The sequence below is a fragment of the Aerococcus sanguinicola genome, from assembly GCF_008726925.1.
GTDB lineage: Bacteria > Bacillota > Bacilli > Lactobacillales > Aerococcaceae > Aerococcus.
In genome coordinates this window covers 577527-600290 of sequence record NZ_VYWO01000001.1, presented here as the reverse complement: position 1 = coordinate 600290, position 22764 = coordinate 577527, and the positions used below count along the sequence as shown (strand labels likewise).

Annotated in this window: 23 protein-coding genes; 19 read left to right on the top strand and 4 right to left on the bottom strand. The window is 47.0% G+C overall.

Annotation, left to right across the window (positions count from 1 at the left end):
* Positions 1 to 4: 4 nt before the first annotated feature.
* From F6I03_RS02900 to F6I03_RS02845, 12 genes are all read left to right on the top strand, one after another.
* Positions 5 to 598, top strand: a complete 594-nt coding sequence (locus F6I03_RS02900; protein ID WP_070430305.1) for a sugar O-acetyltransferase — start codon at positions 5 to 7, stop codon at positions 596 to 598.
* 60 nt (positions 599 to 658) lie between these two features.
* Positions 659 to 1123 carry a hypothetical protein gene (locus F6I03_RS02895; protein WP_070626186.1) on the top strand — a complete coding sequence of 155 codons (465 nt, stop codon included), beginning with the start codon at positions 659 to 661 and terminating at the stop codon, positions 1121 to 1123.
* A gap of 15 nt (positions 1124 to 1138) precedes the next feature.
* Positions 1139 to 1498, top strand: coding sequence for a metal-sulfur cluster assembly factor (locus F6I03_RS02890; protein WP_070430304.1), 360 nt, complete (start codon positions 1139 to 1141; stop codon positions 1496 to 1498).
* A 118-nt stretch (positions 1499 to 1616) separates the two neighbouring features.
* A complete protein-coding gene (locus F6I03_RS02885; protein WP_070430303.1) occupies positions 1617 to 2207 on the top strand; it encodes a YdcF family protein in 591 nt (196 codons plus the stop codon).
* A gap of 223 nt (positions 2208 to 2430) precedes the next feature.
* Entirely contained in the window at positions 2431 to 3762 is a 1332-nt protein-coding gene (brnQ, locus tag F6I03_RS02880; protein ID WP_083290494.1) for a branched-chain amino acid transport system II carrier protein, read from the top strand.
* A gap of 142 nt (positions 3763 to 3904) precedes the next feature.
* A complete protein-coding gene (locus tag F6I03_RS02875) occupies positions 3905 to 4873 on the top strand; it encodes an LCP family protein (RefSeq protein WP_083290493.1) in 969 nt (322 codons plus the stop codon).
* Between the two features lie 54 nt (positions 4874 to 4927).
* Positions 4928 to 5806: a DUF975 family protein gene (locus tag F6I03_RS02870; protein ID WP_070430301.1), complete on the top strand. Its 879-nt coding sequence runs from the start codon at positions 4928 to 4930 to the stop codon at positions 5804 to 5806.
* Between the two features lie 367 nt (positions 5807 to 6173).
* Positions 6174 to 7226 (top strand): methionine ABC transporter ATP-binding protein, encoded by a 1053-nt coding sequence (locus F6I03_RS02865; RefSeq protein ID WP_070430300.1) that lies wholly within the window; start codon positions 6174 to 6176, stop codon positions 7224 to 7226.
* Positions 7223 to 7903 carry a methionine ABC transporter permease gene (locus F6I03_RS02860; protein ID WP_371325719.1) on the top strand — a complete coding sequence of 227 codons (681 nt, stop codon included), beginning with the start codon at positions 7223 to 7225 and terminating at the stop codon, positions 7901 to 7903. The genes F6I03_RS02865 and F6I03_RS02860 overlap by 4 nt, the downstream gene beginning before the upstream one ends.
* A gap of 26 nt (positions 7904 to 7929) precedes the next feature.
* A complete protein-coding gene (locus F6I03_RS02855; protein WP_070430298.1) occupies positions 7930 to 8841 on the top strand; it encodes a MetQ/NlpA family ABC transporter substrate-binding protein in 912 nt (303 codons plus the stop codon).
* Between the two features lie 146 nt (positions 8842 to 8987).
* Positions 8988 to 9503 (top strand): GNAT family N-acetyltransferase, encoded by a 516-nt coding sequence (locus tag F6I03_RS02850; protein WP_070430297.1) that lies wholly within the window; start codon positions 8988 to 8990, stop codon positions 9501 to 9503.
* A 10-nt stretch (positions 9504 to 9513) separates the two neighbouring features.
* Positions 9514 to 10533, top strand: a complete 1020-nt coding sequence (locus F6I03_RS02845; protein ID WP_070430296.1) for a lipoate--protein ligase — start codon at positions 9514 to 9516, stop codon at positions 10531 to 10533.
* 287 nt (positions 10534 to 10820) lie between these two features.
* On the opposite strand, the gene F6I03_RS02840 is transcribed toward F6I03_RS02845, so the two are convergent.
* On the bottom strand, positions 10821 to 11468 hold the full coding sequence (locus F6I03_RS02840) for an adaptor protein MecA (RefSeq protein WP_070430295.1): 648 nt from the start codon (positions 11466 to 11468) through the stop codon (positions 10821 to 10823).
* 178 nt (positions 11469 to 11646) lie between these two features.
* The gene (spxA, locus tag F6I03_RS02835; RefSeq protein WP_070430294.1) at positions 11647 to 12042 is read right to left on the bottom strand and encodes a transcriptional regulator SpxA; all 396 of its coding nucleotides are present in this window, start codon (positions 12040 to 12042) and stop codon (positions 11647 to 11649) included.
* 449 nt (positions 12043 to 12491) lie between these two features.
* On the opposite strand from spxA, the gene trpS reads away from it, so the two are divergent.
* The 3 genes from trpS to pepF all read left to right on the top strand — a co-directional run bounded on the left by trpS (position 12492) and on the right by pepF (position 16456).
* Positions 12492 to 13484 carry a tryptophan--tRNA ligase gene (trpS, locus tag F6I03_RS02830; RefSeq protein WP_070430293.1) on the top strand — a complete coding sequence of 331 codons (993 nt, stop codon included), beginning with the start codon at positions 12492 to 12494 and terminating at the stop codon, positions 13482 to 13484.
* 126 nt (positions 13485 to 13610) lie between these two features.
* Positions 13611 to 14630 (top strand): competence protein CoiA, encoded by a 1020-nt coding sequence (locus F6I03_RS02825; protein ID WP_070430292.1) that lies wholly within the window; start codon positions 13611 to 13613, stop codon positions 14628 to 14630.
* Positions 14631 to 14656: 26 nt separating this feature from the next.
* Entirely contained in the window at positions 14657 to 16456 is a 1800-nt protein-coding gene (pepF, locus tag F6I03_RS02820) for an oligoendopeptidase F (protein WP_070626183.1), read from the top strand.
* Positions 16457 to 16519: 63 nt separating this feature from the next.
* Here pepF and F6I03_RS02815 read toward each other — a convergent pair whose 3' ends face one another.
* Positions 16520 to 17257, bottom strand: a complete 738-nt coding sequence (locus F6I03_RS02815) for a DsbA family protein (protein WP_070430290.1) — start codon at positions 17255 to 17257, stop codon at positions 16520 to 16522.
* A 33-nt stretch (positions 17258 to 17290) separates the two neighbouring features.
* Positions 17291 to 17881: a CYTH domain-containing protein gene (locus F6I03_RS02810; RefSeq protein ID WP_070430289.1), complete on the bottom strand. Its 591-nt coding sequence runs from the start codon at positions 17879 to 17881 to the stop codon at positions 17291 to 17293.
* A gap of 356 nt (positions 17882 to 18237) precedes the next feature.
* Here F6I03_RS02810 and F6I03_RS02805 point away from each other — a divergent pair, with 356 nt between their 5' ends.
* From F6I03_RS02805 to metA, 4 genes are all read left to right on the top strand, one after another.
* Positions 18238 to 19032 carry an NAD kinase gene (locus F6I03_RS02805; RefSeq protein WP_070430288.1) on the top strand — a complete coding sequence of 265 codons (795 nt, stop codon included), beginning with the start codon at positions 18238 to 18240 and terminating at the stop codon, positions 19030 to 19032.
* 32 nt (positions 19033 to 19064) lie between these two features.
* The gene (locus tag F6I03_RS02800; RefSeq protein ID WP_083290491.1) at positions 19065 to 19988 is read left to right on the top strand and encodes an RluA family pseudouridine synthase; all 924 of its coding nucleotides are present in this window, start codon (positions 19065 to 19067) and stop codon (positions 19986 to 19988) included.
* Positions 19989 to 20019: 31 nt separating this feature from the next.
* Complete coding sequence (mgtE, locus tag F6I03_RS02795; RefSeq protein ID WP_191622022.1) at positions 20020 to 21390, top strand: magnesium transporter; 1371 nt, start codon at positions 20020 to 20022, stop codon at positions 21388 to 21390.
* A gap of 379 nt (positions 21391 to 21769) precedes the next feature.
* Positions 21770 to 22708, top strand: coding sequence for a homoserine O-acetyltransferase MetA (metA, locus tag F6I03_RS02790; protein WP_070430286.1), 939 nt, complete (start codon positions 21770 to 21772; stop codon positions 22706 to 22708).
* Positions 22709 to 22764 lie beyond the last annotated feature (56 nt).

Genomic DNA, 22764 nt, shown 5'->3' with positions numbered 1-22764 from the left:
TATTATGTTAAGTCATTATGAAAGAATGCGTTCCGGCCAATGGTATGATGCAAATTATGATGCGGCAATCCTAGCTAAGCGTGAAGAAGCCAAGGCTAAGGCTCACCGCTTCAACCAAGTTGCTCCCACTGATCCTGAAGCAGGAGCGGAAGCCCTAGCTGACCTTCTAGGCCCTCTGCCCGAGGGATTAGAAGTGATGGCACCAATCTATGTGGATTATGGGGACAATGTCCGCTTTGGCAGGCATTGCTTTGTCAACCATGCCTGTTATTTTATGGACGGAGCGGCGATTGAATTTGGCGACCATGTCTTTATCGGCCCCTACTGTGGCTTCTATACAGCGGCCCATCCCTTAACTGCCAAGCCCCGTAATGCGGGCTTGGAGCAAGCACGGCCCATTACAGTGGGCTCCGACTGTTGGTTTGGGGCCAATGTATCCGTGATGCCAGGTGTAAGCATCGGTTCGGGCTCAGTCATTGGCGCTGGGACGGTGCTTACCAAGGATATTCCTGAGAATTCTCTTGTCATGGGAGTTCCAGGCCGGGTCATTAAGACCATTGACCAAGACCAAGTCAATTTATTTACAAATGACTTCTAGAATGTTAGAGTTAGAAAGCAAGTTCTTGAAAGCGACAACACAAATAGTAAGGAGTTTGGCATGCCAGCAATTCAGGAGATATTAACCCAGTTATTCAAAGAAATGAAAGTCCCTGTTGAATACCGCCCTTTAGATGGCGGGCAACATCTCTTTGCCTTAGCCTACCAGCTAGGGGAAGATAAGGTGGTGCCATGCCATATTATTGCCCGGGACTTTAGCCAAGGGGAAGTGACCACAGACTTCCAGATCAACTACCGGCAACTGTGCCAAGTGGAGGACTTCCAACAGACGCCCAAGGCACTTGAAGTGATTAACAAGCTCAACCGTGACCGCAGCGGTTACTATAACCTGATTCTCTCTGGTGATGGTGAAATTTATACCCGCTGTCTATCACGGACGGGTGAAGATGTTCGGGTCCTCTATGAATTGATGACTCTAGGGGCAAGTGTGGCGCGAGACCTCTATCCCGAACTTGAGAAGGCCATCAATGATCGAACGGTCAAAGTGGCCCAACGATCAGAATAAAGAAAGGACGTTTACATGAGTGAAGAAAATTTTGCTGACCTTTCCCAATTTGAAGATTTGAAATTAATGGATGAAGCCCTTTATGATGAATGCATCCAGGCGCTAGAAGGTGTCATCGACCCTGAACTAGGGATTGATATTGTTAATCTTGGCCTCATCTATGACTTGCTCTACGATGGTCAAGGGCATCTCTTGATTAAGATGACGCTGACCACCATGGGCTGCCCTCTCCAAGATGTGCTCATGGAATCGGCAGCTATAGCCCTTGATGATGTCGATGAAATTAAAGAAATGAAGATTGACCTGGTTTGGGTGCCAGCTTGGACGACGAAACGTCTCTCCCGTTATGCTCGCATTGCTTTAGGAATCCGCTAGTCGCTTTGCTTGAGGTACTGATTGCTTAGCTGCCTATTATCCGATGAGGGGAAGGCTTCTTAAGGCCTGTTTAGGGTCCTTCAATGGCATTTAACTGGCTAGGCTTGGAAAGGTGAATATGAAACGAATTTTTTTAGGAGCCATTCTAGCTCTCGGGCTAGCTTTGGCTTTTATTTCTTTGTCATATTTTGTGATTATGGACCATCTAATTGTGGATGAAACGCCCCAGCTAGCTGATGTGATTATTGTGCCGGAAGGGATGATTACGGAGGAAAGAGCTGAGCGCGCGGCCAATCTTTATCGCGCTGGCTACAGCCGGTCCGGTAAGTTGATTGTTTCTCCTTATGACCAAATTAATGGGGCCTACTATGCCAAGCATGGGGTTCCTGAATCCGCTATTGTTAATGATGCCACAGCGACAAGTACCTATGAGAATGCGACCCATAGCTTGAAGATGATGAAGGAGGCGGGCTACCAATCCGCCCTGGTCGTTTCTTCAGATTATCACATGCTGCGAACCAAGATGATCTTCGAGCGGGTTAACCGCCGCTATGGTTTTGACTTGACTTTTGTGGCCGCCTACCACCGCCAAGGCGACCATTGGGTGACCTGGAAGGAGGGGCCGGATTATATCCAGGACTTTGCCCAACAGGAATTCTATAAGTATTGGGCCTATCTTCTCTACCTGTATCACTTTGTTAACCATTAGGCTGGAGCGACCTGGCTCCGGCTTTTTTTGTTGCTTTTGCTGACGAGCTAGGGCGGGCCTCTGGCAAGGCGTCGGCATTTTTTGGATAGTCTTATAGCTAGTTAAGGGCTGGTCAATTTAAGCCCTTGCCGCAGCCATCCTCATCATAAATTAATTTAAGTGGCTAAAATTTGTGCTAAAATTTTAATCATTGGTATAAATTTGCGAAAGAGGAGTGATTGAATTGAAAAACAAGCACCAGTCATTGAGCTGGCGTCAGTCCACGGTCATCGGGTCCATGTTGTTCGGTTTATTTTTTGGGGCCGGTAATCTGATTTTCCCAGTTCAGATGGGACAGGAGGCAGGGGCTAATCTTTGGCCAGCTGCTCTAGGTTTTGTCGTGACAGCGGTGGGGCTTCCCCTCCTATCTGTTGTTGCCATCGGTGTATCTGGCAGTAAGGGGCTTAACGATATGTCAGAGCGGGTTCTACCCAAGTATGGGCATATCTTCACAGCTCTCCTGTATTTTGTTCTGGGGCCACTCTTATCGATTCCACGGACGGCGACGGTATCTTATGAAATTGGCTTTAGCCAGTTTAATCAGCATCCGGCTTTGTTATTTGCTTATTCGGTTTTCTTCTTTCTCTGTGTGGCGTATTTTTCACTCAAGCCTTCGGGAATAATGACTTGGGTGGGGAAGTGGATGAATCCCGTTTTCTTAATCTTTCTTGCCATGATTTTGGCAGGGGTCTTGCTGACAGGAGATACTTTTTCCTTTGCAGACTTTCCGGTTGCTCCAAAGTATCAGGAGGCGCCTTTCCTCCAAGGTTTTTTGAATGGCTATAATACCATGGATGTGATTGCTGGCCTGATATTTGGGATCCTGGTTGTTCGGTCCATCCACCAAGTTGGGGTGACGGAAGACCGGGATGTTGCCATGGGAACGATCAAGAGTGGGGCCTTGTCTATGGGCTTAATGGCTGTTATTTATTTCCTCTTGACCATGTTGGGGGCCCGCAGCTTGGAAGATATCGGCTTAGCACAGAATGGGGGCGAGGCCCTCATCCAAATTGTAGCCACTAAGTTTGGAATCTTTGCAGGTATCCTCCTCTTCCTGGTCATGTTTGTGGCTTGTCTGAAGACAGCAATTGGTCTGATTGTTTCCTGCGCGGAGACTTTTGCGGAGATTTATCCTCATATCCTTAACCAAGAGAAGTGGACCTATGTCTTTATCGGCATTTCCTTTGTCATTGCTAATGCGGGCCTGGATGCCATCCTCGCCTGGGCCGTTCCCTTCTTGGCTTTCATGTATCCTCTATCGATTGTGATTGCCCTGCTCCATTTGGTTCCGGCCTGGTCGAAGCGACCCGTTATTATGCGCTGGACCCTGGCCTTTACCTTGGTTCCTGCCTGCTTTGACCTCCAGCATGCCCTGCCTACAGGATCGATTCCAATCCTGGATCAAATCGCGACAGCTATTTTTCCTTTTTATAGCTATGGTTTTGCTTGGGTTCTGCCAGCTATCCTTGGCCTCTTGATCGGCCTGGTACATTCTTATATCATTCGAAAAGATTGATTGAATATATGATTGGGCTGGGGAAAATCCCAGCCTTTTAATCTGTAAACTTTCTTAGAAGTTCTGTTCCAACTTTTATGGATCGCTTTTCCTTAACAATTGTACTCAGCTTGTAAAAGCTTTATAATGAGGGGAGAAGATAATGACAGAAAGGAAGGGTATGATGCCTCAACGTGACCACTACCGACGACAAAAGAGGAGGATCTGGCCATGGCTATTGCTTGGCTTGGCCTTCGTGGTCCTCTTAATCATAGGGGGAACTTACCTTGGTGCCAAAGAAGTAGCAGATGATCTCTATGCCCCAACCCAAGGGGCTGACCAGGCCAAGCAGTCTGCCCAACGCAATCCAGAACTCGGGGAAGACCCTATTTCTGTTCTCCTCGTCGGCATGGACTCGGGCAATGGTCGGACGACGGGTGAGCAGAATACAGATGCCCTCATCTTACTGACCCTGAATCCAAAGACAAATTCAGCTAAGATGCTGAGTATTCCGCGGGATACCTACAGCGAGCAAGTGGGGACGAAGATTAATGCAGCTTATGGGCAAGGAGGGATTGAGGCAACCATTGGGGCTGTCCAAGAGCTTTTGAATGTTCCGGTGGATTATTATGCCCTGGTGAATATGACCGGACTGGTGAATATTGTGGACAGTCTGGGTGGTATTCAAGTGGACAATCCGTTGAGCTTCGACAATATGGGCTATAGCTTTCCCCGGGGGCGCCTTACCCTCCATGATGGTCAAGAGACCATGGCCTATATCCGTATGCGCTATGAAGATCCGGAAGGGGATTTCGGCCGGGCGCGGCGCGAACAAGTGGTCCTCCGAGGGATTCTAGATTCCCTTCGCTCCGTACAGAGCCTGACCCACTTGAAGGACTTGTCAGATATTGTCCGCCAAAATGTCCGTACTGACTTGCAGCTGTCGGATATGATGGTACTAGCCAAGGACTACCGCAGTACGGCTGATTCAATTGAACAGGGCGTCCTCAAGGGGACGGATGATATGTCAACAGGGACCTATCTGAGTATCGTATCGGAAGAGGACCGGCAAGAAGCTTCAAACCGTCTGCGTCAACACCTGGAACTGCCTAAAGCTTCGCTAAGTGACTGAGGGCAAACTTCCATCTAAACGTACAACTTTTCAAGCCACAAGGAGGTTATTCATATGAAACTTGACCTAAGTAATCGTACCATTCGCCAGCATGAGCGGGCCATCAGCCATAATAATTTTTGGCGGATTCTAGGCGATATGGTGATTGCCTTTATTGTTATCCTTGTTGTTGACTATCTGATTGACCAATTGCTTGGCCTAACGAACCCGGAAGGCTTCACGGTAAGAGTCGGTCTCGCCCCCGTGCTAGACTTTATTTCGACTCTGGCTTCTAGTCTCTTCTCTATGGGGATTATGTGGGGGCTAGTAGATCTGACCCGCCAAGGAGGGCCTTATGACCAAGGCTCTCTGGTCAAGCCCTACAAAGAAAAATTGGGCCGCAATATCTTAGCCCTCTTACTCCTTAGTTTGATTTCCTTTATTCCAACTTTCCTTGTCGGTATCCTTTCGGGTTTAGGCCTGATTAGTGCCGATGCTCTCTCTATGGATGCTTGGCAAGTCAGTGCTAGTTTCTTTGCTATCCTCGTTGTGGCTTGGATTATTCTATCCATTATTTTGACTTGGTTAGACTTGTCCTTGGCCCTGGTTGCCCCACTCCTCGGTGACCACCCAGACATGGGACCCTGGCAAGTGATGAAGGAGAGCTTCCGCTTGATGAAGGGGAACCGTTGGAAACTCTTAGGGCTTATCCTATCCTATATCTGGTTTCCGCTCTTGATTATCATCTTGGGGACTGTGGCTTTCTTTTATGTGGCCTTCTTCAGCTCAGCTCAAGGGGCAAATATCTTCTTAGCCATTTCGCTCTTCTTCTTTGTCTTGCTGATTGCTGCCCTTTTGGCCCTCTATTACGGCTTGCGTCTGAACGTGGCTCGGGCACTCTTCTACACGGCCCTTGTGGATAAGGACAAAGCAACGTCTTGCTTCCCTGGATAAGGCTCAGATCGTAATAGAGCAGGCCGCTATAGACTTTCTACAAGCTCAGGAATACTTTTCTTGGGCTTTTTTAGTGATCATAAAGCAATTTTGAATTTTAACCAGATAAAAGCTCGATTCAAATGATAAAACGGTGTGTATTCTCTTTGTTTTGTTATCATCCAGTGATCGCTAAACGCGATCAAAAGCTATTGGAAATCGATACTTTCTAAAAACTGAAAAAATGATAGAATAAATTAGTATAGATACTTGTCTAATTCTTTTGAGGAGCTTAGATAAGGAAATGAATGTTTGAATTTCATTGGCAGTTAGGAGTGGGGCATTGCATGAGCCTCCACTTCAATTGAAAGAGTAAAGGATGATGGCTATGATTGATTTAGAAAATGTTGATGTCACTTTTGACACAGCTGGCGGGAAGGTTCACGCAGTGCGTGATGTCAGCTTATCCATTGCCAAGGGTGAAATATTTGGCGTGATTGGCTATTCGGGCGCAGGTAAGTCAACCTTGGTCCGTACCATTAACATGCTTCAAGCGCCGACTTCCGGTACCGTCCGGGTGAGCGGGGCTGAAATGACCGCGCTTAATAATAATGATTTGAGAAAGGCGCGCAAGAATATCGGCATGATCTTCCAGCACTTTAATTTGATGAATGCACGGACGATTGCTGGTAATGTGGCCTTCCCCCTCCAAGATTCAGGCCTGTCCAAGGAAGAGATTCGCCAAAAGGTTGACCGACTCCTCGAACTGGTCAACTTATCGGACCGCCGGGATTCCTATCCCTCCCAGTTGTCAGGTGGGCAGAAGCAGCGGGTGGCGATTGCTCGGGCCCTAGCCAATGACCCAGATGTCCTCCTCTGTGATGAGGCGACGTCAGCCTTGGACCCAAAGACGACCCGGTCCATCTTACAATTATTAAAGACCGTCAATGACCAACTCGGGGTAACCATCGTTATTATTACACACGAGATGAGTGTGATTAAGGAAATCTGTGACCGGGTGGCCGTTATGCAGGATGGCTATGTGGTAGAAGAGGGCTCTATCTTTGATATCTTCTCTAACCCACAAGCTGAATTAACCAAGAACTTTATTGAATCGGCTAGCCCAACGGAGAAGGGGATTGCCTCTGTCTTAGCCAATTCACAATTGGTGGACGTGAACTCCTCTGACCGAATTATCCGAATTGATTTTGCAGGGGCGGATACGGGTGATCCTCTCGTTGCACGTTTGGCCCGTGACTTCGGTGTCCTGCCAAGTATTCTCTATGCCAATATTGAAGTCCTCCAGGGGATTCCAACGGGGACCATGTTGGTGTCCATCAGCGGGGATGACCAAGCGATGGCTGATGCGGTTCAGTTTATCGATGATAATGGTGTGAAATGGCGGGAATACCAAATTGAAGACAACGGAGGTGTTGAATAATGGACTTTTTGACAAATCTATTACCTAATGTCAGTGAAATTCCTGATGAATTTGTGACAGCGACGCTTGAAACGATCTATATGACCATCCTGACCTGTATTATTGGTTTTGCCTTAGGGATTGTCGTGGGGATCTTCCTTGTGCTCACCATGCCCGGTGGCTTAAAGGAAAACCGTGTCGTCTATAGTATCTTGGATAAAATCGTTAACATCTTCCGTTCGATTCCTTTCGTTATTATGATGGCCCTCCTCGTTGGGGTGACCCGTTTTATCGTTGGGACCTCGATCGGGACAACAGCGGCTATTGTGCCCTTGGTCGTGGCAACGGTGCCTTTCTTTGCCCGTCAGATTCAAAATGCCTTGATTGAAGTCAATCCGGGTGTGATTGAAGCGGCGCTTTCCATGGGCTTGAGCACTTGGCAAATTGTTAGCCGGGTCTACCTTAAGGAAGCCCTGCCTGGGATTGTCCGGGTGTCTGCCTTGTCAATTATTAATGTAATTGGTTTGACCGCCATGGCTGGTACCATCGGGGGTGGTGGCTTGGGTAACCTAGCCATCACTCGGGGCTATAACCGCTTCCAAACCGATGTCACCATTGTGTCCACGGTTATTATTCTGATTATTGTCTTTATTTCCCAAGCGATTGCAGACTGGTATGTCCGTCGCATTGAACATTAAATGAACAGTTAAAGGAGAATTGAACGATGAAAAATAATTTTAAAAAGTTAGGCCTCTTAACGGCTGCTGCCTTCGCCTTAGTCGCTTGCTCTAACGGGGGCACGAGCGAAGGCCAAGAAAGTGGCAATGCGGAACAAAGCAAACTTAAAGTTGGGGTTGTTGGTGATGTGGAACGTGAAGTCTGGGAAGACGTGGCTGAACGCGCTAAGGACAAGGGTGTTGACCTAGATGTTCAAGTCTTTACTGACTATGTCCAACCTAACAAGGCCTTAGCAGATGGGTCACTCGACCTCAATGCCTTCCAACACATGGCCTTCTTGCATGACTTCAACACGAGTGAGAAGCAAGACCTCCAACCTGTCGGCTATACCTATATTTCTGCCATGGCTGCTTATTCCGATAAAGTCGATTCCTTAGATGACCTTAAAGAGGGGGCAGAAGTCGCTATTCCAAATGATGCGACTAATGGTGGCCGTGCCTTACTCCTCTTGGAATTAGCTGGCGTGATTGAAATTGATGATAATGCAGGCATTTCACCAACACCTAATGATATTACCAGCAATCCGAAGAATATTAAGATTACAGAATTAGATGCTGCCCAAGTGCCACGTTCATTAGCTGATGCCGATGCCGTGGTGGCTAATACCAACTATGCCGTTGATGCGGGCTTGAACCCCTTCAAGGATGGCATCTTCATTGATACAGAGGACCTCGATAAGGTAGGGACCCAGTACAAGTGTGTCATTGCCACTCAAAAAGATCGTGCCAACGACGAAGCCATTAAGAAGGTCGTTGAAACCTATCAAACACCTGAAACAGAAGCAAAAATTAAAGAAGTTACGGATGGAGCTGACCAAAAAGCTTGGTCCGACAATGATAATATTTCAGCAGACTACAAAGCTTTAGACGAGCAAGTCAAGGCTGCTGAAAGCAAGTAATGAATGATCTATTAGCTGGTCGAGCCAACTTGTCTTGTGAAGACAAGCCTGGCTTTGGCCAGCTTTTTTATCCGCCGGGGCCAATCTAGATGAAAGCCTTATCTTTTGCTATAATGTAAGTATCTTATTAGGAAAGAAGGGTCGCCATGGAAAGTTTAGCTTATCGCAAGGCGAATTTGGAAGACCTCGATGCTATCGAAAGCATCTTAGCTGCCAGTATCCAGTACCTGGCTGACCAAGGTGTCGACCAGTGGCAGAATGGCGAAGTAACAATCGCCCACATTCGTTCAGCTATTGAGGCAGACCAGGCCTATGTCTTTCTGGGCGAGGGAGGAGAGATTCTTGCCTTCCTTGTTCTAGCAGATGAAGATCCTGCTTATGACCACTTAGCTTCAGGGGCTTGGCAGACAGAACCGCCTTACTATGCTATCCACCGGGTGATGATCAGTTTGGACCAGCGGGGCAAGGGCCTCAGTCAGGCACTTTTTCAGACGGTCAAAGCCCTTGCTCGAGCAGCTGGCAAGCGCTCGCTCCGGGTAGACACCCATCCCGATAACCGGGTCATGCAGCATATCCTTGAACGGGAAGGCTTTTGCCGGACAGGGTCTACCTATTTGTCCAATGGCGGCTTTCGCTGGACTTATGACTATGCATTAATTTAAGGAGGAAACCATGTATTACGTAAAGAATGAATACCAAGGGGAAGAAATTTATGATCCGCGGCTTAATTTAGCCATTGAATACTATCTGCTCAATGAGAAACGTTTAGATGAACCCATTCTTCTCTTTTATATTAATGAGCCTTCTATTATTATTGGTAAGAATCAGAATACCCGGGCAGAGATTAACCAAGCTTATGTGCGGGACCATGGTATCCATGTGGTTCGTCGCTTCTCAGGCGGGGGAGCAGTCTACCATGACCTAGGAAATATTTCTTTCTGCTTTATTACAGATGATGATGGGAATTCCTTCCGCAATTTCAAAAAATTTACAGATCCTGTAATCGATGCCTTACACAAGATGGGGGTTGAAGGCGCTGAATTGCGAGGACGTAACGACTTGGTTATCGATGGTAAGAAGTTTTCAGGCAATGCCATGTACAGCCACAAGGGGCGGATGACTGCCCATGGGACCTTGATGTTTGATGTGGATATTTCGGTTACCACAGAAGTCTTGAAACCTAAGAAAGAGAAACTAACTTCCAAGGGAGTTAAGTCTGTCCGCAGCCGGGTGACCAATATTAAACCTTTCCTGAATGATGATTATCAAAATATTTCTATCCACGAATTTCGTGAAATTCTATTGAAATATATCTTCGATGTGGATCGTTTGGACCAAGTGAAAGAGTATCAATTGACGGACGAAGACTGGGAAGAAATCTTCCGCTTCAGAGACCGTTACACGGGTAATGATGACTGGAATTACGGTAAGGATCCGGATTATGAATTGATCCGGGAAGGGCGGACCCCAGCCGGTCAAATTGAATTCCAGTTCAATATTTCTAAGGGTAAGATCCAAGAAATCTCAATCTATGGTGATTTCTTCGGCCTAGGCGAGATTTCTGATGTCGAAGATGCCCTCCGTGGCTCTGACTATACGGAAGAGGGCTTAAGAGAGACCTTCTCCGGCCTTGATATTAATAAATACTTCGGAAATATTTCTGTGGATGACTTGATTGACTTGATTTACTAGTCGATGGCAGCAAAAAAAGCCGGCATAAGCAAGTTTTAGCTTGCTTATGCCGGCTTTGCTATGTCTTCGGTCAAGCTGTACAGGGAGCTTTCGCTCTAGCAGAGCGGGCTATCATAGCTTTAGTCGGGTTCCAGTCATTCAAGGCTAGGCGCAACTGTTCACACCCTTTATAGTCGGGTTCGATCACGCAGCTTCCTTGTCACTTCACAAGTCTCCGCCGCAGTCCTTCAGAGTGCTTTGGCGACTTGCTCCAGTGAAAGGAAGCTAACCGCGTGCCTTCACACCCTTTATTTAAAGTTTTTGGCTATGCTTTGGTTGGCTCGGCCTTGGATGAGGGCTTGGCCGTGTTCTTTTAGAACCGCTTGATTGATTGGTGGAAGTTGTCCGTATTCGAGTGCGCAGTAGATGGCGTTCTCTACGGTTCCAGGATCATATTCAGTGGGGTTAAAGGTTAAAAGATAATAGAATTGGCCTTTGAGTTGGTAGAGGTCGACTTGGACATCTCTAAGTGGATAGGCGTGGCTGAAAGCGATAAGGTCATCGAAGTTCTGGAAGCCTAGGATGACTTGGTTCCAGTCTTCCTGGTTCCAATCCTTGCTCAAGATATTTTCTTCTTTACGGACTTCTTCATCCATTTCATCGATGACATCGAGCAGTTGCTTATAAGCCTGATGGTCTTCAGAAGAGGAAGGTTCGGCGCTCGTCTTACTGATATAAAGATCAATGCCGCCTTTTTTAGGCATCACTTGGAAGGTGATGGCTTCTGAATCTTGGAAGCGGCGAGAGACATCTACCTCTTCAAGAACAGAGAGGAAGAAACTTTCGACAGCTTTCTGGTCGCCAATAATATCGGTGAAGGAAATTCCTCGGTCGACAAGGTCTTCTGACGCGATAAAGACACGCATGGTATTCTCATTGATATATTCCATTTCCATTGGTTCTCACCTCAATCTCTTGCTATTTATTCTAGTCTATCGTAAAAAGCGAGAATAGTAAATTGATTCTATTTGAAAAATGCGAAAAGAAGCGATTTTAAGCTTTTTTGCTTGAATTATACAGGAATCTTTGAAAAAATAAAAAAGAGTGCGTAAAACACACTCCTTAGATGAATTATTAGCCCATCTTACGTAAAGCTTCATGCAGTTCAATTTTACGAACTTTACGGGGTAGGAAGCGACGGATTTCGTCTTCATTGTATCCTACCTGCAGGCGCTTCTCATCCATGATAATTGGACGGCGAAGTAAGCCTGGTGTTGTTTGAATCAAGTCAAACAGTTCATTCAAACCGATCTCTTCAAGATTAAGGTCCAATTCTTGGAAAGCCTTAGATCTTGTCGAAATAATTTCTTCAGTCCCATTTTCAGTCATACGTAAAATATCTTTGATTTCATCTGAACTGAGAGGGTCGGAAAAAATATTGCGCTCTTCATAAGCTATGTCGTTCTCTTCTAGCCAAGCGCGCGCTTTACGGCATGAAGTGCAACTTGGTGACGTGTATAATTTTACCATTTGCATCTCTCCTTAAGAAATGACTAATGCATCATTCAACATACTTATTATAACAATTATTAAAATCCATTTAAAGCTAGTTTCGAAAGTAAGAATTTGATTAAATAATGAGATGAGTAAAAAGCTTGACATGAAGGGCTTTTAAATTGTAAGTAAATTGTAAAAAAATGGATTTATCTTCAATAAATAAAAAATAAAAACAAATTTTGTATTTATTTTTCCGGCTTTTAATATTTTACTCAAATAAAGCTCCCAAAAATGAAGCTTTCCTGGAGGATGATGCTTTATAAATAAAAAAGAGCAACACTTTATTCTAACACAGTTTCGCCAGAATACCATTAAAAGCATCTTTTGAATAAAAAGTCCCAGGAAAAAACAGTCTACTACTGAATTCCTGGGAGGCTAATGCTATAATAAGTAGGTAATTTACTAACTAGGAGGAAGCAGGAATGAAAAAAATTTTTTCAGGGGTTCAACCGTCTGGTATCCCAACTATAGGGAACTATGTGGGGGCGCTCAAGCAGTTTGTTGACCTGCAAGATGACCACGATGCCATCTATTGTATTATGAACCAGCATGCCATCACGGTACCCCAAGATCCAGAAAACTTAAGAGAGAATACCCGACGTTTAGCAGCTCTCTACCTGGCCTTGGGGGTTGACCCGCACAAATCTACTATCTTTGTCCAAGGAGATGTTGCGGCCCACGCTAAGGCCGGATGGTTGGTTCAATGCCTGATTCCTCTAGGTGAATTGGAACGGATGACCCAATTCAAGGACAAGTCAGCCAAGAAGCAGTCTGTCATGTCTGGGCTCTTGACCTATCCAACCTTGATGGTAGCAGATATTATCCTTTACCATGCAGACTTAGTGCCTGTCGGTGATGACCAGAAGCAGCATATGGAGCTCACCCGGAACTTTGTCGACCGCTTCAACAAGCGCTTTGCTAGCAAAGACCAACCGATCTTGACCAAGCCCGAGCACTTGACGCCAAAATCAGGCGGCCGTATTATGAGCTTGCAAGACCCGAGCCAAAAGATGTCCAAGTCCGATGATAATCAAAAAGCTTTCATCTCCCTCTTGGATGATCCCAAGAAGGCGGCTAAGAAGATCAAGTCAGCAGTGACTGATTCTTCCGGTGTGATTAGCTATGACCCTGAAGAAAAACCAGGTGTATCTAATCTCTTAGATATCTATTCTGCTTTCTCTAATCGTAGCATTGACGACCTTGTGGCAGAATACCAAGGATCAGGTTATGGGGCCTTCAAGGGGGACCTGGCCGAAGTGATGGCTGACTTCCTCTCTCCTATGCAGGCTCGCTACTATGAGCTCCTCGAATCGGATGAGCTTGAAGATATCTTAAGACAGGGGGCTAAAAAGGCAGAAGAGATTGCCAACCAAACCCTAGCTGAAATGGAAGAGGCTATGGGGCTCCGTTATTAGAAATAAGTAAAAAAAATTGCAAGGCTTTCCTTTTAGGGGGGCCTTGTTTTTTTGATTTTTAATCCTGAAATAAAATTCCGTGAATTTGCCGCCATTTGGTTTATATATCTATAGGAGGTGCGTGAGATGTTCTTTGCACATATAGATAACCATCACTTGATTGCAGCCAGTCAGGTGGCAGCCTTGGAAAGCCAGCCACGCTTTTTCTGTCCCACTTGCCATGAACGGGTCATCTTCTGTCAGCCGCGCAGGGGGCGCCCTTACTTTGCCCACCAGGCTAAGGCTTCTGCTGGAGGCGGGGAGTCTGACCGCCACCAAGCCTCTAAGGAAAGTATGGCCCGGATTTTAAGGGAAGCAGGCTATGAAGCCCTGACCGAAGTTCCGATTGCGGGAATCCAACGTCGGGCCGATCTCTGTATCAATAAGCGCTGGGTCTTAGAGGTTCAGTATGCCCAGATGTCAGCTGAAGAGTTAGCCCAGCGGACGGCTGACTACCACTTGGCCGGCTTTAACTTATTATGGTTACTGGGCTACCAATCGCCGCATTTTAAGCTGAAGCCAGCCCATTTAAAACGTCTCTGGCCCTTTGTCAAGCCCTTTGCTGACTTGGGACTCTGCCTGCCTTACTGGCATGAAAGGACGGCTGATGTCCGCCTCTATGCCCTTGATTATTATGGGCGGGCAGGGACGATCTACCGCCTATCGCTGCCGGATTATCTAGCCCTCTGCCAGTTGACCGGCTGGGAGGAGGGCTTTGATTTCCGTCACTTGTTGCCCAAGCAAGCGGGGCAGACCCTGAGTGCTTCTCGCTACCAGCGGCGCTTGCAGGAAATTTTACGCCGGCCGAGTCAGGCAGAGCGGCGCTTGCTTGATTGTCTCTACCGCTTGCGCTTATCCTTAATGGACCTGCCAAAGGGGCTAGTCTTAGTCCGGGAGAAGTCTTTATTGACAGAAGAACCTTTCTGGGTACTTTTAGTCTACGCTTACTTGGTGGACCAGGGCTTTTTGACCCGAGCTGATTTGGCCACTGCCTTGGCTTGGCGCCAGCACCCTGTCTTTGAATTGGGTCTTCGAGAAGACTTCTTGAAGCACTTGTCCCAGGCTTGGTCTCAGTTTTTGAAGCTGGGGCAGACTATGCTAGAATAGGAGGAGAGATTAAAGGAGGATATCAGATGTCAGAAATTAAAGAAGCCCAAAGAAGAGAGGATATGGATCCAGCCTATCAATGGGACCTAAGCTCGATCTATGCAAGCGATGAAGACTTTGAAGCGGATCTCGCAAACTTTAGCCAAGCTTTAGATCGTTTAGCTCCTTACCAAGGCCATCTTCATGAAGGGGAAGACCAAGTCATTGCTGCCTTGGAGCTTTTGCTGGAGATTAGCCGGCGCTTGGAAGTGATCTATGTCTATGCCCATCTCAAACACGACCAAGACACAACCAATGCTAAGTATCTGGATTATAACAAGCAAGCTAGCGCCCTCTTGACAGAGGTGTCCAGCGCCTTGTCCTGGTTTGAACCTGAAGTCTTAGCCTTAGATGATGAAGCCTTAGGTCGGTTAGCTGAGCGTGAGGACTATGGGCAATTTTTCAAGGAATTGCGAGACCAGAAGGCCCATGTCCTCGACCCTGACTTGGAAGAGGCCCTAGCCGCAGCAGGTGAGATTTTCTCGAGCCCGGGACGGATATTCAGTATGATCAATAATGCTGATCTAACTTTCGAGCCAGTGGAAAGAGCGGATGGCCAGACGATTTCCTTAACTCATGGAAGCTATGGGCGTTTGCTGGAGCATTCGGACCGTAACTTGCGCCGCCAGGCCTTCCATAATCTGTACCAGGGCTATGAGGGCTTGATCCATACTTTGGCTGAGAATATGAGCAATAATGTGAAGAGTCACAACTACAAGGCCAAACTTCGTCACTATGACAGTGCCCGCCAGTCGGCCCTCGCTCAGAACCATATTCCTGAAGCCGTCTATGACCGCCTCGTCGAGAAGGTGAATGACCATCTGGGGGACTTCCATGATTACTTAAATTTCCGCAAAGACCAGTTAGCTTTGGATAAGATGCAGATGTACGACCTCTACACCCCCTTAGCTGGCCAAGCTCCTATAAGCTTTACTTTTGAAGAGGCTAAGGACCTGACTAAGAAGGCCCTAGCACCCTTAGGCCAAACTTATTTGGCTGATCTCGACCAGGCCTTTGAGGAGGGTTGGATTGATGTGTATGAGAATATCGGCAAGCGGTCAGGGGCCTACTCATCTGGCGCCTATGATACCAAGCCTTATGTACTTCTTAACTGGCAAGATTCCTTGAGTGATGTCTATACCCTAGTCCATGAACTCGGCCACAGTATGCATTCCTATTACACCCGCAAACACCAAGCCTATGTCTATGGCGATTATTCGATCTTCTTAGCAGAGATCGCTTCAACCACCAATGAGAACCTCTTAACGGAGTATCTCCTAGCGACGGTGGAAGATCCAGCTACACGGATCTATATCCTTAACCAATACCTGGACAGTGTCAAAGGGACGCTCTTTAGACAGACCCAGTTTGCAGAATTTGAACAGTGGATGCATGAAGCAGCGGCATCAGGGCGGAGTTTGACGGCTGAGACTCTCAACCAGGCTTATTTTGAACTCAACCAACGCTACTATGGTTCAGCTGTTGATTGGGAGGATAAGACTATCGCCATGGAATGGGCCCGGATTCCGCATTTCTATTACAATTTCTACGTCTACCAATATGCGACCGGTTTTTCTGCCGCTAATTCATTGGCTGACCGGATCAGTCGCGGCGAAGAGGGGGCAGTCAGCGCTTACCTGGCCTATTTATCCGCAGGTTCCAGCGATTATCCGATTGCCGTGATGCAGAGGGCAGGTGTGGACATGACCCAGGGCGATTACTTAGATAGCGCCTTTGACCAGTTTAAGTCCCGTCTGGCAGAACTCAAACAATTAATGAGCGAATAAAAAAAGAGACCTCTTCTTGAAGAGTGCCTGTTTTGGGGGCAGACTCTTCAAGGGGGTCTCCTTTTATTTGTTGAGTAAGCGTAAGTTATGGGTATTAATGGTTGAAACCTGGTTCTTATTGGCCTTGTTATGATAATGGCTGCTTGGATAAGAGAAGAGCTGGTCTTCGCTAGGATGGATCATTTGGTCCGTGATATAGTCCAAATTGTCCTTAGTAATATCCTGGTCTAATTTGAGGCCATAGCGAAAGTCAAGATTGTCAAAGATAACCAGGCTAGGATTCGCGCGAATCTTCATCTGTTGGGCGATCTTGAGGTCGGTATGGTAGGACTTAAGGGCTGAGCCCGAATCAATATCTTCCTGCCACATTTCAAGGTCGACGCGGGCCTCTTTGGCGAGCTCTAGCATCCGTTCGGTCGTGAATTCTTCTTGGGCCAGGCCAAAGTGTTCCTGCATAGTCATGAGAAACTGGCGCCCAACTTTCTTCCCTTGGAGCAAGGCCGCCTTGTAACCCACTGCAATCTGATGCATTTGGCAGTATAGCTGGTTACGTTCTTTGAGGCTAAGCTTGGTCCAATTTTTTTGTTTGAGATATTCATTGAATAAGCGGAAATCATTACAGGCAATGAAGCGGTAGTAACATCGTTTGTCGGTCTGCTCCAAGAAGTTAAGGACTTCCACTTCACAAGAGTGGCAATTGCTTCCCATTGGGTTGACGAATAGGAAGAGCTCAAAGACATGGTCGTGGTCTTCTGCGCTTAGGTCGGTTGTCTGCTTGTGAGAATATTGAAATTGCTTCATAAGGCTGATAACCCCCTTCCAATTGAGCCTATATTAAAAGTCATAATCGGGTTGAGTCGCTTGCATCCGGGCGACCTTAACGGCGGCAGGTCGTCGGTCGATCTGACGCGCTTCTAAGAATGCTTGGAAAATTTGCCAGCCAGTTTCATGACTCGTCACTTCCATCTCAAGTTCATAGTCTTGGTAATGGTCGAATTGGCAGGCATCGAGTACGACGAGCTGTCCCTTGTAGGGGATTTCCCGTCTCAGAGTTTGAAAGTGTCCAATCATTTCGAGGTCTTGCCAAGCAATACCGGCCTGGTCTAAGACGGCTTCCAATTCTTTTTTAGGAACGGGACGCCCTTGGGAGAGGCTTTGTTCAAGTTCCTTTGCGGTAAGCTTCTCGGTATACTCCAGCATTTCCTGGTCGGCTTGACGGACCTTTAGGGTGAGGTGCTGGTAGTGGTCGGCTTGGCGGATCCTTAAGCCCATTCCCTTCGCTTTAAGTTTCCGGTCAGCTGTATCATAGTAGCTATTGTGTAAGTGTTTAATCCTCTGCTGGCAATCTTCAAATTCGCCAACCAGGTCTTGGTATTCAGCTGGGGAAAGGATATTCTTGTACTCGATTTCTAAGGCTTCTTCCATCTGATCGCTCCTTTCCTTCCCTGTTTCAAAGCCATTATAGCAATTCTTAAGGGAGATAGAAACTAATGTGCTTAGTCAAGCTTTTAATTAATAAGTTTAGGTTTACCAAAAAATAATCTTTAACCATATGAATTGTACCCGATAAAAAAGGCTGAGGCAAGGTTTTGCGCTTATTATAATTTAATATAATAAACATATATCAAAATTATTGTTTGGACCTTTAGCCTTACGGACTAGGCTAAAAACTGCCTTGTTCGCGATCCAGCTTTGGCTAAAGTGAGTGATTTTTCTTTTCTATCAGGTATTTTATGATAAAATAGGGGTGTTTGTTTGATAGGGAAGGGGGACTTGCTCCGATGAAAGTTGCTATTGTAAATAACCCAAATCCACAGTCTTTGGCTGTTAAAGAAAAAATACTAGAATTGTTTTTAGAACGGGGTATCCGCCTGGACCAGGAAAGCCCAGATCTGGTCATTAGCATAGGTGGGGACGGCACCCTGCTCCATGCCTTCCATGCCTACCAAAACCAACTCGACCGGGTGCGTTTTATTGGTTTACATACCGGCCATCTAGGTTTCTATACGGATTGGAAGGATAATCAAGTGGTCGAACTGGTTGATGCCATCAGCCAAGACCAAGGGGAGCATGTTTCTTACCCCCTCTTGGAAGTGCGCCTAGTCCACAGCAATGGCTTAAGTAGCCGGCGCTTGGCCCTGAATGAATCAGCGATTCGCCGTTATGAGGGAACTATGACCTGTGAGGTATATATCCGTGATGAGCTATTTGAGGTCTTCCGGGGAGATGGACTCTGTGTATCGACTCCGACTGGATCAACCGGGCTCAATAAATCATTAGGGGGAGCAGTGGTCCATCCACGCTTACAGACCTTGCAACTGACGGAGATTGCTTCGCTCAACAACCGGGTCTTTCGTACCCTCAGTTCATCCATGTTGATTGCACCTGATGAATGGATCGTCCTCCGTCCAGGTGATGGAGAGATTTCTGGGGTCTATATCTTTGTCGACCAATTCTCTGCTCCCTTGGAAGATGCCCAACAGATTGAATTTCGCATAGCTGAGGAACGGATTCATTTTGCCCGTTACCGGCACTTACACTTCTGGAACCGTGTCAAGACGAGTTTTATTGGTTAGTTGACGAATAATAGAGAGGAGGGACTATAGAGGTGTTATCTTTTGAATGGACCGTCCACCAAGAGATGTATGTCCGGACTTTTTTGCGAGGTAAGGGGATTTCCCGTCGCCTATTGGCTCGGATTAAATACCATGGGGGCGAGGTCCTCTTGAATGATGAGCCCCGTTATGTGGGGAGCCAGGCCTATGTCGGAGACCGGATTAAGGTCTTGATTCCGGACGAAGGCAAACAAGAAGAGATTGAGGGGATGCCAGGGCCTTTGGAGATTCTCTTCGAGGATGACCATTATTTGGCGGTTAACAAACCGGCTTATTATACCTCGATTCCTTCTTTCCATAATCCCCAGGGGTCCATGGCCAATATTCTCAAGGCCTATTACCAAAGCCAGGATTATGACAACCAGGTCATCCATGTGGTCACGCGCTTAGACCGGGATACCAGTGGGGTGATGCTCTTTGCCAAGCACCAATTTGCTCACTCGCTCTTAGACCAAAGTATGCGCCAGGGTGGTATAGACAAGCACTACTGGGCCTTTACCTGTGAGCCTTTGACCCCCAAGGCTAGCGGCTTTATTGACGCTGGCATTGGCCGGAAACCTGGTTCCATCATTGAACGCCGGGTGGATCCGGAGGGGAAGCCGGCGCTGACCGAATATCACTTATTGCGGGAAGGGCGGGCTTGCTACCACTATGGGGTCCAACTCCATACCGGTCGCACCCACCAAATTCGCGTCCATTTTGCCCATGCGGGGGCGCCCCTCTACGGGGATAGCCTCTATGGTGGGGATATGACGGCTGGCTTGGACCGCCAAGCCCTCCATTGCCGCAGCCTATCCTTTGACCACCCTTTAACTGGTGAACACTTGCAGATTATTGCCCCTTTAGCTGATGAATTGTCCAACTGGCAGGAAGACCGCTTTGAATCCCAAGAGAAAGAGTGTGAAGATGGTAGATAAAAAAGAAGTTCTAAACACTGATAATCCTGAAATTTATGAGAGTCAACAGATGACCGACGAGGAAGTTTTTGAAGGCGTTATGGCCTGTTTAAGGCAGAATGACCGCGTGGCTTTCCGCGAAGAATTTTTCAAGAACCATACCTTTGTCCAGGCTCAGATTTACTTAAACTTAGACTTTGCTGACCGCCAGCTCGTCCATGAATTCTTGGAGCCCCAAGAATTGGCTGAAATTTATGATATTATCGATGATGAAGATGAGAGCCTGATCCTAGCCTTCCTCAATGAGATGAATGATGAGTATTCAGCTGTGGTCTTAGGTGAAATGTATACAGATAATGCGGCAGATATCTTGAATGATTTGAAGCCGGAGAAGATGCGTACTTATCTACGTCTGATGCCTAAAGCCCGAGCGGATGAACTCAAGGTCCTGATGAATTACGGGGATGAAACCGCTGGGGGGATTATGACCACGGAATTTGTCTCCATTATGGCGAATCAGACCATCCGTTCAGCCATGACCTTGCTCCGGGCCAAGGCTGAGAATGCGGAGAGTATTTACTATCTCTACATTGTGGATGACGATAACCGCCTGGTTGGTGTTTTGTCCCTGCGTGATCTTATCCTCAGTGAAGGCCATGTCTTGGTATCCGATGTTATGTCCAGCCGGGTGATCTCGGTGGATGTGGACGAAGAGCAGAGCCAGGTTGCTCGGACCATTAAGGACTACGATTTCTTTGCGATTCCTGTTGTCGAAGCCACAGGGGAACTCTTAGGGATTATTACCGTCGATGATATCCTTGATGTCATGGACGACGAAGCCATGGCTGATTACTCCGGACTGGCAGGGGTTGACGTGGATGAGCAGTACGAGAGTCCGTCCAAATCGGCTAAGTCACGGCTCCCTTGGTTGATTACCCTACTTTGTTTGGGGATGGGAACTTCTAGCTTAATCAGCCAATTTGAAGGCATGATCTCTGAAGTGGCCACCCTCTCCCTCTTTATTACCTTGATTACAGGGACGGCCGGGAATGCCGGGACCCAGTCTTTGGCGGTTGCGGTGCGTAAACTCGCCCTCCCGGATGACCAGTCCACCTCGCTCTTTTCCATGATTTTACGGGAAATTATAACGGGACTCCTCTGCGGGGCTATCACGGGACTTACCATTATGTTGATTGTTGGCTTTTGGCAGTCCAACTTTGTTTTAGGAGCCGTTGTAGGCATTGCCATGCTTTGTGCCATCACGGTCGCTAATTTGGCCGGGAGCTTGATTCCTATACTGATGGAGCGCTTGGGCTTCGACCCAGCCGTTGCTTCGGGCCCCTTTATTACAACCCTGAGCGACTTGACCTCGGTCTTGATTTATTTCAGCATTGCCTCACAGTTTCTTCCGCTATTGAAATAAGGAAAGGGACAGAGTCTAGAAACTTGACCTTAGTTTATAATTAGATTAAAATAGTGATAGTTTAGTGATATCAAGATTAACGCGATGAGCAGATGAGTAGATGGTGGTGCGGCACAGAGAATCCGGTAAGCTGAGAACGGATGCGCTGAAGCGATTGAATATGGTCTGTGAGCAGGGAAGGGTGGAATAAGCTGAATCTTAGCTTTTGAGTCCTTCTGTTTAGTGCCCATTAAAGCACTGCCAGATTTTCTGGCGAATGAGGCAGGCGATTTGAGCCTGTAAACTAAGGTGGTAACACGTGATAACGTCCTTACAGTGGGGTACTGTAGGGACGTTTTTATTTCATAAGATAGTCGAATGATTTTAGGAGGTTGAGGATATGCCGATTAAGGTTGCTGGGAACTTACCAGCCATTCACCGTTTAGCTGAGGAAAATATTTTTGTTATGAATGATCGACGGGCGGAGATGCAGGACTTCCGTACCCTGGAAATTGTGATTGTAAATCTTATGCCGACTAAGGAAGCGACAGAAGAGCAACTGCTCCGTTTATTGAGTAATTCGCCCCTGCAGGTGAATATTACCTTCCTCCATACGGCCAGCCATACGTCCAAACATATTTCTGAGAAGCATTTGCGGACCTTTTACCGGACTTTTGAGGATATTAAGGACCGTTACTTTGATGGGATGATTATTACAGGGGCACCGGTTGAAACCATGCCCTTTGAGGAAGTCAATTATTGGGAAGAACTCGAAGCTATCATGAACTGGAGCGAGGGCCATGTCTTCTCCACCATGCATATTTGCTGGGGAGCCCAGGCCGCCTTATACCACCATTATGGGATTAATAAGTTCCCCCTTCAAGATAAGCTCTTTGGTATCTATGAGCAAAGGCTTAACGACCGGGAGAACAGCTTGGGCCGGGGCTTGGATGATGTCTTCCTCATGCCTCATTCCCGGCATACAGAAGTTCGCCGTGAGGATATTGAAGGCCAGGATGAATTGGAAGTTTTGGCCTATTCGGAGGATGGCAGCGTCAGCGTAGCTTATAGTAAGGACCAACGCTTTGTCTTTATCTTCGGCCATGTGGAATATGATGCAGATACCCTGGATAAGGAGTACCGGCGCGATATCGAAGCCGGCAAGCGCATCCAAGTGCCCCATAACTATTACCCACAAGATGATCCTTCGCAACAGCCTCCGTTGAAATGGCGGACAGCTGCCAATATGCTCTTTAGTAATTGGTTGAATTATTATGTCTACCAAGACACGCCCTTCGTGATCGAACAGATCCCTGAAAAATGGCGGGTAGAGAAATAGAAAAAAGGAAGCCAACTTTTCGGCTTCCTTTTTTGCTATAAAAGTTCTAGCGCAGC